The sequence below is a fragment of the Shinella fusca genome (assembly GCF_014203155.1).
Lineage (GTDB): Bacteria > Pseudomonadota > Alphaproteobacteria > Rhizobiales > Rhizobiaceae > Shinella > Shinella fusca.
Genome location: NZ_JACHIK010000033.1, coordinates 1 through 11,768, shown reverse-complemented (window position 1 = coordinate 11,768; position 11,768 = coordinate 1). Strand labels below are relative to the sequence as shown.

Sequence of the window (11,768 nt, the reverse complement as noted above, 5' to 3'; positions counted from 1 at the left end):
TCGTCCATTGAAAAATCGTCCTTCCAAATCAACGAGCAGAATCTCAAGCCCAAATCGCGCCGTTAAAAGGTGGGGTGTTCGTTGCGCTCACGATCGTTTCGGCGAGGGCATTGTCATAACTGTCGCCGACACTTCCGACAGAAGGCTCTATGCCAGCTTCTGCCAGCCGCTCGGAGTACCGGATGGACACGTATTGAACGCCCCTGTCCGAATGATGCACGAGCCCGCCGCCATGAACAGGACGTCGATCATGAAGTGCCTGTTCAAGGGCATCGAGGACAAAGCTCGCCTGTGCCGGCCGGCTCGCCCGCCAGCCAACGATGCGCCGGGCAAAGACGTCGATCACAAAGGCCACGTAGACGAAACCCTGCCATGTCGGGACATAGGTGAAGTCCGAGACCCACAGCCTGTTTGGTGCCGGGGCTTTGAACTGGCGGTTTACCCGGTCAAGCGGGCTCGGGGCTGCCTTGTCCGAGAATGTCGTGCGGACCGGCTTTCCTCGAATAATCCCTTGCAGGCTCATCGACCTCATAAGCCGAGCGACCGTGCAGCGGGCGATGGCGTAGCCTTCTCGCTGCAACTGCCGCCAGACTTTACGCACGCCGTAGACCTGGAAGTTCTCATTGAACACCCGGCGTATCTCGATCTTCATGCCGATATCGCTGCGGGCGCGAACCGACAGGCGGTCCATATCCAAGCGCTTGGCGACGTTCTCGTAGTAGGTTGATGGGGCAATCGGCAAAAGCCTGCAGATCGGCTCGACCCCGAACACGCTACGGTGTTCGTCAATGAACGAGATCATCGTTTGAAGGGGCGGTCGAGCTCCGCCATCGCGAAATAAGCAGACGCCTTGCGCAAAATCTCGTTGGCCTGACGAAGCTCGCGGTTCTCCCGCTCCAGAGCCTTCATCTTCTCGGCCGCGTCGCTCGGCAAGCCTGCTCGTTTGCCGCTGTCGACCTCGGTCTTCTTCACCCATTCGTGCAGCGTGGCTGGCGAGCAACCGATCTTGCCCGCAATAGATGAAACGGCTGCCCACCGCGACGGGTGCTCTGCCTCGTGATCCAGCACCATACGGATGGCGCGTTGGCGGACTTCAGGTGAAAACTTGTTCGTTGTCTTGCTCATATCGGCTCAAATCTCTCAGAAGTTGGAGCCTCCGGCAAACCCGGCGCGGTTCACTGCAACGGAAGATAGCCGTCCCTTTGGCCAGCGCCTCATGGACGTGGACGAGCTGACCGGACCAGGGATGCCACGGATACAAAAGCTCGCGAACCTCTGTCCCGTGGGTGTTCTGTCGTCGTGTTGTACAACGAAGAACGTCCTCACCCGGCGATCGGGTATAACGTCCCGATTGCCCTGCACAATCCCGGTGGCGCAACCAGCCCGTCATCGTGATCAGAGCGGAAAACTCCAGCTCCCGGCGGTCCAAAGTTTGGGCTTAGAGCAGGAGCACGTCAGAAATGCTCTAATTACGCTTACGAGCTTCGCGTGAAGCCGCGCCCTTGGCGAAGCAGCATGACAAAGGTCACGCTAGCCAAGCAGAGTACGATCCAGAACAGGGGTTGTCTACCAAGGAAATGGAATAGTGAATAGACGCCTACGGGCGTTAGGCATGCCACCAGCAAAATTAATTGTTTCCCCTTATACGCTGTAAAAAAAATACGACTTACTAGAAGAAAAAATAGTGATATCCCGAGTACGCCCGTCACTACAAGTAGATCGATCACGGTGTTGTGGGCTTCATTGAGAATCACGGTGCCTGTATTTACATTGGACAACGGAACATGCGCGCCGGGTCCGAGCCCAATGACTGGCGACGCGGCTACTGTAGAAAACGCATTCTGCCAGAGCGCCAGCCGCGCCGAACCTTGCCCGCCATCGGCTTCAAGATCGAAGACATCGTCAAACTGGCCTGTCGCAACACCGATCTGTCGGCCTGGAAAATGCTCGAAGAAACTGAGTTCTGATAGTGGAAAGAAACTAAGCATCGCAAATAGGGTCGGGAAGACAATCGCGAAAGGAAAAACAAACGGAAGCCGCTTGGACCAATGCACACCGCAGAAGAAAAAAATCAGAAGTAGAGTTGATAGCACGGCCAGAGTGTAAGCGCTGCTGCCCGACATAGAGCCAGCAAGACCAGATGCCACAGAGGCAATGACGGCGGTTTTTTTTGCAATCGTACAAGAAAACTCCATTATTAACAGAAGTGTTAAAGTGGTCGCTGCAAGAAAACCGATTTGGTTAGGGTTGTTTGAGAGCCCCTGAAGTTTCCAACTGTTTTGATAATACATATAGCCCTGAATGGGGCTAGGAACGATTGCCAGCAACAAAAAGAAGAATAAGAAGAGCGCTGCAACAAGACAAAGCGCTTTCACGTATGCTTGTTCTCTGCCGTGGCTGGCCAGAATAAAGCTACAAACGATAAGAGAGGTGAAGCAATAGGCGATTGTGTCACGTATGCTGACCCGTCCCGGATCTGTTACGCACGCGAACGCAGTGGTGATCATAATAATCGCGAAGAGACAGATTGGCACGACAAGTGCACGACCCGGGATTTTCTCCTCTGATACAATCTTTGCCGCACACAGTATGAAGCATAGAGCCGCAGTGGCGACTTCTATGAAGCCGAACGCACCAAATTGCAGTTGCTTGCAAAGCAGACCAACGATCAGGAACGAAAATACAAAGGGAGTGGATTTTGACTTAAGGACATTGTCCGCTGCCGAGTTTATTGTGCTCACGCACTCCTCCTTGTGGTACCTTCCGACTATGCGGCTTCTAATCTTGTTAATGCTGCCTCCCTCGAACTTGCTATTAATCTGAGAGAGAACATGGAACGATTGAGCACCCGGAGGCAAATGGGAAGATTATTCGAAGAAGAGAGCGACCTGACGCACTTTGATAGCGTTTATCGACTGAGCGATAGGCTCGAGTTCATCGGAATAAGTTAGCTATCTTCGCTCTAGGAGAATGACGAAAGCTCTCAATCGCGTTCTCATCAACAGCGGTTCCGTCTAAAGGCGCCACAGCTCAATTCCCGCAGGTCTGAGAGTGGGCGACAGCTTGCTCTTAACGTCAAGCACGATGCCGTCCTTTTCGATCAGCTTTTCAATCATCGTCCATCCCTGCTCAAGATATTCACTATGCGGAACAGCGAAAATTACGGCATCCGCTGGCTTGAGATCAGACAGACTGGTCAATTTCAGCCCATACTCATGCCACAGGTCATCAGCGCGCGCTAAGGGATCGGCGATTTGCACCTCGATACCGAATTTTTCAAGCTCGTGTACGATGTCGATCACTCGCGTATTGCGGATATCGGGAACGTTTTCTTTAAACGTTACTCCCAATAGTGTAACGTTACTTATCACCTTTCGTTTGGTCATCGCCAACTTGACGCATTCGTGCGCGATGCGTTTGCCTGTGCCGTCATTGACCCTTCGTCCCGAAAGAATCACTTGAGGATGATAGCCTTCCCGTTCAGCGCGATAAGTCAAATAATACGGATCGACACCTATGCAGTGTCCACCAACAAGGCCGGGAGAGAAATTGAGAAAATTCCATTTCGTCGCCGCTGCTTCCAGCACCGCGGCTGTATCAACATCAAGCAGATGGAAAATTTCCGAAAGCTCGTTCATAAATGCGATGTTGATATCGCGTTGAGCATTCTCGATGACCTTGGCGGCTTCAGCGACCTTGATTGAGGGGGCAATGTGTATGCCCGCCTCCACCACAGCCCCATATACAGCTGCAATGGTCTGCGCGGTTTCCGAGTTTTGGCCGGAAACCACCTTAGTAATAGTCTCAAATCGGTGCTGCTTGTCGCCCGGATTGATTCGCTCCGGTGAATATCCGACAAAAAAGTCCGTGCCTGCCTTAAGACCAGAAGATTCCTCTAGCACAGGAATACAGTCTTCTTCAGTTGCACCGGGATAAACTGTAGATTCGTATACTACAATATCACCGGTTGAGAGAGCGCCCCCTACTGTCCTAGATGCGCTTTTTAGCGCACTGAGATCGGGCCGCCGTGCACCATCGATCGGAGTGGGGACGGTAACAATATAGAAGCTGGAATCGACTAACTCGGAAGGATCGTCGGTTAGATGCAAATTTGCGGCCGCGAGATCGGACTCTTCGACTTCTCGCGTCCAGTCTTTACCATCCCTCAGAGCCTCAATACGCTGTTTATCAATATCAAAGCCAACAACATGCGCACCTTTGAGACCAAAGGCGACTGCCACAGGCAGGCCTACATAGCCCAAACCGATGACCGCGAGTTTCCTCTGAGATAATATGGACTTGTCCGTCGTCACCGTCGTACTCCATGCAGTAGCAGCATTCTTAGGCTACTAGAAGATTAAACCAGCCTATGCAACTGACATTGATACCCACCTCGCTCAAGACTTTGATATCTTCCGCAAGAGCGGCGGGGCTACCCGGCTTGTTGCAGCCGCATGCCTGCTGGTTTATAGGAGCGGTTAATTTGCAGCAAAGGCGTCATAAAGAATGAGTTCGAATTCTCGCAAGCGGTCCGTGTTGATTACAGGGGGCGCAGGCTTCATTGGATACCATCTTGCCAAGCGAATGCTTGATGATGACTGGCGTGTGGTCAGCGTTGACGGGATGACCAATTACTATGATCCCTCCCTGAAACGTCGGCGACATGAAATGCTGGCAAAGTCAAATCACTTTCAAGCGCACGAGGTCATGCTCGAGGATTTTGAAGCTCTTTCCATCGCCTTTGCCGATGCGCAGCCAGACATCGTAGTTCATCTGGCGGCGCAGGCTGGCGTGCGTTATAGTCTTGAGAACCCGCGAGCCTATGTCGAGGCCAATCTCGTAGGTACATTCAATGTCATGGAACTGGTACGCCAGCATAAACCAGCACACTACCTGTTTGCCTCGACGAGTTCTGTTTACGGCGCCAACAAAGATATGCCCTTTGGTGAGACTGACAGGACCGATCATCCGATAACGCTCTATGCGGCGACCAAGAAGGCCACGGAAAACATGGCCCATTCTTACGCTCATCTATGGTCTCAACCAACTACAGCCTTCCGTTTTTTCACGGTATATGGTCCGTGGGGCCGTCCCGACATGGCGCTCTTCAAGTTCGTCCGCGCCATGCAGGCTGGCGAAGCCATCGACGTGTATGGCGAAGGCGATATGCGGCGCGACTTCACCTATGTCGATGACCTTATCGAAAGCATTGTCCGTCTAATCGAGGCTGTACCTGCCACCGGTCAACCCATCGCTGACGCGGTCGATTCCCTGTCCCCTGCCGCTCCGTTCCGCGTCGTCAACATCGGCGGCGGCCAGCCTGTGGGTTTGATGGATTTCATCTCGACCATCGAGCAGCAATTGGGGTTGGAGGCAAGAAAAAACATCTTGCCAATGCAGGCTGGCGATGTGCGTGAAACCTATGCCAAGGCCGAACTGCTTGAGGCATTAACAGGCTACCGTCCGTCAACGACAGTCGAGGCCGGCATCAAAGCCTTCGTTGATTGGTATCTGTCATACTACCAGGCTAAGTAGTGGCTCGTGTCGTTATCATTGCCGGCCTAGCGAGCTCGCTGGTCAATTTTCGCGGCCCTCTCCTTGAGGCCTTGCGCGAGGCCGGTCATGAAGTCCATGCGATTGCGCCTGCCAGCGACGACAAGACGCTTGCCTGGCTTCGCACGCGCGCCATAACTTTCACCTCGATCGATCTAGCACGCTCCTCCCTTTCCCCGGCCGCCGATATCAAGGTCTTTATGCAATTGCGGTCGGCTTTGGCGGCGATAAGGCCTGATGTAGTCATCACCTATACGATCAAGCCAGTAATTTACGGCACACTGGCGGCAGCGCTTTCCGGGGTGAAGCGGCGTTATGCCATGATCACTGGTCTCGGATATGCCTTCACGGATGGCGAACGCTCGCTTAAGCGCCAACTCGTCAACAGGATCGCCTCTGGGCTCTATCGTCTGGCACTAAAACGTGTCCAGGTCGTGCTGTTCCAGAACCCCGACGACAGGCAAGCTTTCGAGCAGGCCGGTATTCTCGCCACTGATACACGAACCGTCATCGTCAATGGTTCGGGCGTGGACACCGACTTCTTCTCACCTAAGCCATTGCCAGTCGTGCCACATTTCTTGATGATTGCGCGCCTCGTCGCCGACAAGGGCATTGGGGAATACATCGCAGCCGCCCGTATCGTACGTACGTGCAATAGCGATGCTAGTTTTCACCTCGTCGGGCCGCTTGATCCCAACCCGGCAGCGTTCGACATCACCGCCCTCGAGCAAGCAGTGGCTGAAGGCGACATTATCTATCATGGCGAAATGGCCGATGTGCGCCCGGCTATCGCGGATTGTAGTGTCTTCGTGCTACCTTCTTATCGCGAGGGCACGCCCCGCTCTGTACTGGAAGCGATGGCTATGGCACGGCCAATCGTGACCAGCGACGCACCGGGCTGTCGAGAGACGGTAGAGCACGGCAAGAACGGATATCTCGTTCCAATCAAGGATGTTGGCGGTCTTGCCGAGGCGATGGCGCGGCTAGCCAGCAATCCAGAATTGCGTCAAGTTATGGGACGTGCCAGTTACGCCTTGGCCCTCTCCAAATATCAAGCCCGTGATGTTGCGCGTTCAATTCTGTTGGCCTGTGATTTGCTTGATGAGCATGCTGGGACTACGAGCTAGCTTCAAAAGAAAGAATACTACATGTGTGGCATTGCCGGGATTTTGACAGCTTCAAACAAGCGACCGCCCCAGGGCGCGCTGGAAGCCATCACAGATCGCATTCGCCATCGTGGCCCCGATGCTAGCGGACTGCATCGAGAAGGCGATGAAGGGCTGGAGCTAGGACACACGCGTCTGGCTATCGTCGATCTGTCGCCGGCCGGTGCACAGCCGATGGTTTCTCAGTCGGGCCGCTATGTCATCGTGCTCAATGGTGAAATCTACAATTATCGTGATCTGCGCAGAGAGCTCGGCGACTCGGCTACAATCACCTGGCGCGGGGCCTCCGACACCGAAGTCCTCCTCGCAGCCTGCGAAATCTGGGGCGTTGCGGCCACGCTGGCGCGTCTCGAAGGTATGTTCGCCTTCGGCCTCTGGGATCGCAAGGATCGCTCGCTGACGCTGGCTCGCGACCGCTTCGGTGAAAAGCCGCTGTATGTCGGGGAAACTGAAGAGGGTATCGTATTTGCCTCGCAGCTCGGCTCCATTCTCGCCTATCCCGGCTTTGCTGGCATCGATGATCCCGAGGCGATCGAGATGTTTCTGGCGCTGAGCTATATTCCAGAGCCGCGAACCCCCTTTCGCAACGTGCGCAAGCTGCCGGCCGGCACCTATGCTCGTCTCGTTCCCGGCCAAACAAAGATCGAGCCGATAGCTTATTGGAACGCTGCCCAGAGCGTACGAGATATCCGCGAAGAGAACGAGAGCCGATCGTCAGAGGAAATCATCAAGCAGATAGAGGAGCGCCTTTCAATCGTCATCGGCAACCAGATGGTGGCCGACGTGCCGCTCGGCGCCTTTTTATCCGGTGGTATCGATTCTTCACTGGTCGTGGCCCTGATGCAGGCGCAGTCCACGAAACCGATCAAGACATTTACCATCGGCTTTAAGGACGAAGCCTATAACGAGGCACCCTATGCCCGCGCCATCGCCGACCATTTGGGTACCGACCACACGGAAGTGATCTTGGATTGGGACGAAGCACTGTCCCTTGTCGATAAATTGCCTGACATATACGATGAGCCGTTCGCCGATTCCTCGCAATTGCCCACCTATCTGGTCTCCTCGGTGGCGCGCCGGTCGGTCACCGTCTGCCTGTCGGGCGACGGGGGCGATGAAGTCTTTGCGGGCTACAACCGGCATCGTCTGGCAACGAAATACTCCAAAATGCGCAAGGTGGTCCCAGCCGCCCTGCGCCAACCTGTCGGGCGCGCGCTGATGGCAACCGCCCAGCCGCGCATGGCCGGCTTCATCAATGTCGTCGGCAAGTTGGCTGGCGCTAGCCGCGTACGGCTCGCCAGCGAAAAACTCAACAAGATCGGCTTTGCTCTTCTGGCGCAGGACGATTTGTCGCTTTACATGGGCCTAGTTCGCCGAGACGAAGGATTGATGCCTTCAGTGGCGCTTCAGCAGATGCTTGCCGCCGCGCAAAACGATGTGGCGAGCACACGCATTGACCTTGCCGAGACCATGATGCTGCTCGATACCCAGACCTACCTACCTGGCGACATCCTGGCCAAGGTCGACCGCGCCGCCATGGCTGTAGCCCTTGAAACACGCGTGCCCTACCTCGATCACAAGCTGTTCGCCCTCGCCTGGCGCTTGGGCATCAACGACAAGATCAAAGATGGCAGTACAAAGTCGGTCCTGCGTCAAATTCTCTCCAAGCACGTACCCGTCGACATGTTTGAGAGGCCTAAAGCAGGTTTTGGCGTGCCGATTGAAAGCTGGCTGCGAGGTAGATTGCGTGACTGGGCGGAAGAGAATCTGACCCTGTTCCAGAAGGCGAACCCCATGTATGCTCCGTTGGTGCAGACTGCTCGCGATGAATTCTATGCTGGCAAGGGGCACCTGCATCATTTCCTTTGGAATGTACTCATGCTGCATGCTTGGCAGACACGATACCGGACCGCAGCCGCCAGTTCGCGCTCAAACTAACTACGCCCTTGCCCGACTTGTCTCTGCGTGCACGCGTTGCCGGGTCTCTCGCCATCAGCTTCGCCGGAGCATCCAAGACCGCTGGCGCAAATAGCGGAGCATCAACATCGGGCGCAGCTTCACGCGGCTTACGGGCGAGCCGCCGCCAGGTGAACAGTTGCTGCAGAGTCAACCCGTGACTGCTCCTTCTCCTCGCGAGACCAGCGCCGACGGCGCTCAACAGACGTGATCACTTCAATCGGATGCTTCATCATAGGACTATCCCTAGTGTTTGCACTAGGACTTCGGATGTTCAGCGTCACCTCACAAGGCGGCCCTCACCGTCTTTCAATTACCCATAAGTTCCGCCGCTATGGCTGCGCCGAGGGTTGTGATTAGGCATGGAATAAGGGCTCTGACTCAATCTCGATGATGTTTAGGATTTAATTGGCGTGGTTTTCTCTGGAGAATCAGCGTCATGCCGACCCGATTTCGACTTTCCGATCTGATCCCCGCCGAATTCAACGTTGAAGCAGTGCACGATGCGGCCGGCGCGATTGTTGTCGCAGCATCTGGCCGATCAGAACAATGCAGATGTCCCCACTGCGGAACCCTCTCTCGGCGTGTTCATAGTCGCTATCCTCGGATTCTTGCGTATTCCGATGAAGCCGGCCATTGATTCCGAAACGAAGCCGGCCACCTGTTCCGATTTCATTCCGGCCAGCATTCCGATTTGAAGCCGGCCAGTCGATGGTCCCTTGGGTCGTTGGTTTGATGGCTCCTGATTGCCGCGCGGTCAAGCGTCTGCTGGTGTCTGACGCTGCTTTCGCAAGCTCTCACCGGACAGTTCGATACGGTAGGCATTATGGACGAGGCGGTCGAGGATGGCATCGGCGAGCGTCGGATTGCCGATCATGTCGTACCAGTGATCGACAGGCACTTGGCTGGTGACGATGGTGGATCGCTTCTCGTAGCGGTCCTCGATGATTTCCAGGAGGTCTCGACGCTGCTCGTCGTTGAGCTTCTCCGGACCCCAGTCGTCGAGGATGAGGAGGTCGGTTCGGGCGAGCGCCTTGAGAACTTTGGGATAACGGCCGTCGCCGCGCGCGAGCGCAAGGGTGGCGAACAGCCTGGGCAGGCGATGATAGGCGACGGAGAAGTCCTCGCGGCATGCCTTGTGTCCGAGCGCGCAGGCCAGCCAGCTCTTGCCGACGCCGGCGGGCCCGATCAGCAGGAGACTGTGATGTTGCCTGATCCAATCACAGCCGGCGAGCTTCAGGAACAGGTTGCGATCGAGGCCGCGGGCGGCGCGGAAGTCGATGTTCTCGATCTGGGCGTCATGGCGGAGCTTCGCGGCACGGGCCCTTGCCTCGAAACGCTTCTGACGGCGCGTGGTCGTTTCCCGTTCGAGCAAGATCGTGAGCCATTCACCGTGCTCGAGTTGTCTCGCCTCCGGTTGCGCCTCGAGTTCGTGATACGCGCTCGCCATGCCGGAGAGGCCGAGCTCGCGCAGCATGTCGATGGTGGGGTTGGTCAGCATTGTGAGTTGTCTCCTCAATGAAAGTAGCCGGGGCCACGCAGATTGGCGTGTTCCATGACGGCGGTAGGTTCGGTGGAATGCCTTGCGCCCTTGTGGGTGGCGATGAGCGAGGCAATGGTCTTGCAGGTCAGGCCGCCGATCTCGACGGCGCGCGACGAAACGGCCTCGGCGCGCTCATGGCCGATGTCGCGATAAAGGCGCAGGATGCCGAGGCATGTTCTGAAACCTTGTTCCGGATGCGGCCGGCTGGCGAGGATGGCGATGATCAGCCCTTCGGTCTGCGGACCGATGGACGCGCCCCAGCGCCGGAAGCGCTCCGGCGTCCATTCGGCGTAGCGGCGGGTGAGAGCTCGGCATGTGAGCGGGGTCTGTTCCATAGCGCGGCCCGCCATAGCGGCGCTGATGCACAGCAACGCGTTTGCCGCGATGGAATATCTCGATCATCCGGGCGGTTGCCCGGATATCGACCTGCTGGCGGATGAGGGCATGCGGGACGGAATAGAAGAAGCTCTTGCACTCGACGTGGTAATCCGTCGAGACCCGCGCCAAGCGCCATTCGGCGAATTCGTAGTCTTCGATGGGCAGGCTTGCGAGTGCCGGGCGTTCGACCGTCTCGAAGAGGTGCCGGCGGCTGACGCCGAGCCGGCGCATGACATGATCGTTGATGCGCGCGAGCACCTCGGCGATCGCGGCATTGGCCTCGGCGAGCGAGAAGAAGGTCTGCTTGCGCAGGCGTCCGAGAATGCAGCTCTGGGCAAAGCGCACGGCGTTCTCGACCTTCGCCTTGTCCTTCGGGCGGCGTGGCCGGGCCGGTAGGACGCCGACGCGGTAGTGGGACGCCATCATGCCGTAGCTGCGGTTGATCTCGGGATCATGGAAGCTGGCGCGGTTGACGCCAGACTTCAGGTTGTCCGGCACGATCAGCCGGGGCACGCCACCGAAGAAGGCGAACATGCGCACGTGCGAGCCGATCCAATCCGGGAGCGTCTGGGTCCAGGTCGCCTCGGCGAACGTATAGCTCGACGCGCCGAGCACGCCGACGAACAGTTCCGTCTCGCGAACCTCGCCGGTCTTGCGATCGATGATCGGCACCCTCTTGCCGGAATAGTCCACGAAGGCCTTGTCGCCAGCGGCATGCTCCTGGCACATCGTCGGCGACAGGCGCTGCTCGAAGCCGCGGAACAGTTCGCAGAAGCGGCTATAGCCGTATCCGTCGGGATGGACGCTGCGATATTCCTCCCAGAGGATCAGCAGCGTGACGCCCGGCTTCTTCAGCTCGATGGAGAGCTCAGCCCAATCAGGCTCCTGGCGTCGCCGTTGGCCCTGCTTGACCCCGGCGCGGGCGAAAAGCCGATGCTCCAGCGCATCGTCGGTCAGTTCTCCGGGCAATGGCCAGGTCAGCCCCGCCATGGCTGCTCGCTTCAGATTATCCTGCACGGTGCTGCGTGCAACGCCGAGCATCACCGCGATCTCGCGGCTACTTGTTCCACTTCCGGCAAAGGGCAGACGCCACCAATGCGATCAGGCCGTTCATCCCGCGCCGGAAATCGACCGGCTGGGTCGCCACCATGATCCTCAGCCCCCTCGCAGGA

The 11,768-nt window shown here is 56.8% G+C and carries 6 protein-coding genes, 3 pseudogenes and 1 other annotated feature; of the genes and pseudogenes, 3 read left to right on the top strand and 6 right to left on the bottom strand.

The genetic code is table 11. From position 1 onward, the window contains the following. Positions 1-91: 91 nt before the first annotated feature. The 3 genes and pseudogenes from HNQ66_RS23250 to HNQ66_RS23240 form a co-directional block, all read right to left on the bottom strand. Positions 92-1,125 (bottom strand): annotated as a pseudogene (locus HNQ66_RS23250) (IS3 family transposase); the annotation flags it as partial. Then, positions 728-844 (bottom strand) — a sequence feature (AL1L pseudoknot). (Overlaps the previous pseudogene by 117 nt.) A 350-nt stretch (positions 1,126-1,475) precedes the next feature. After that, entirely contained in the window at positions 1,476-2,741 is a 1,266-nt protein-coding gene (locus HNQ66_RS23785; protein WP_184147254.1) for an O-antigen ligase family protein, read from the bottom strand. A gap of 273 nt (positions 2,742-3,014) precedes the next feature. Further along, positions 3,015-4,313, bottom strand: coding sequence for a nucleotide sugar dehydrogenase (locus HNQ66_RS23240; RefSeq protein ID WP_380781159.1), 1,299 nt, complete (start codon positions 4,311-4,313; stop codon positions 3,015-3,017). Between the two features lie 193 nt (positions 4,314-4,506). Here HNQ66_RS23240 and HNQ66_RS23235 point away from each other — a divergent pair, with 193 nt between their 5' ends. The 3 genes from HNQ66_RS23235 to asnB are packed head-to-tail and all read left to right on the top strand — an operon-like array spanning position 4,507 to position 8,657. After that, the gene (locus HNQ66_RS23235) at positions 4,507-5,535 is read left to right on the top strand and encodes an SDR family NAD(P)-dependent oxidoreductase (RefSeq protein ID WP_184147252.1); all 1,029 of its coding nucleotides are present in this window, start codon (positions 4,507-4,509) and stop codon (positions 5,533-5,535) included. Next, entirely contained in the window at positions 5,535-6,680 is a 1,146-nt protein-coding gene (locus tag HNQ66_RS23230) for a glycosyltransferase (protein WP_184147249.1), read from the top strand. Before HNQ66_RS23235 ends, HNQ66_RS23230 begins: the two co-directional genes overlap by 1 nt. Positions 6,681-6,701: 21 nt before the next feature. After that, positions 6,702-8,657 (top strand): asparagine synthase (glutamine-hydrolyzing), encoded by a 1,956-nt coding sequence (asnB, locus tag HNQ66_RS23225; RefSeq protein WP_184147247.1) that lies wholly within the window; start codon positions 6,702-6,704, stop codon positions 8,655-8,657. Between the two features lie 775 nt (positions 8,658-9,432). Here asnB and istB read toward each other — a convergent pair. The 3 genes and pseudogenes from istB to HNQ66_RS23665 all read right to left on the bottom strand — a co-directional run. Next, positions 9,433-10,176: an IS21-like element helper ATPase IstB gene (gene istB / locus HNQ66_RS23220; RefSeq protein WP_064334874.1), complete on the bottom strand. Its 744-nt coding sequence runs from the start codon at positions 10,174-10,176 to the stop codon at positions 9,433-9,435. Between the two features lie 14 nt (positions 10,177-10,190). After that, positions 10,191-11,682 (bottom strand): annotated as a pseudogene (gene istA / locus HNQ66_RS23215) (IS21 family transposase). Further along, a pseudogene (locus HNQ66_RS23665) lies at positions 11,675-11,746 on the bottom strand (IS66 family insertion sequence element accessory protein TnpB); the annotation flags it as partial. The pseudogenes HNQ66_RS23665 and istA, both read right to left, overlap by 8 nt. Positions 11,747-11,768: the final 22 nt, after the last annotated feature.

Coding starts and splice junctions, on each gene's coding strand:
- HNQ66_RS23235 (WP_184147252.1), top strand. CDS start 4,507: ATGAGTTCGAATTCTCGCAAGCGGTCCGTGTTGATTACAGGGGGCGCA.
- asnB (WP_184147247.1), top strand. CDS start 6,702: ATGTGTGGCATTGCCGGGATTTTGACAGCTTCAAACAAGCGACCGCCC.
- istB (WP_064334874.1), bottom strand. CDS start 10,176: ATGCTGACCAACCCCACCATCGACATGCTGCGCGAGCTCGGCCTCTCC.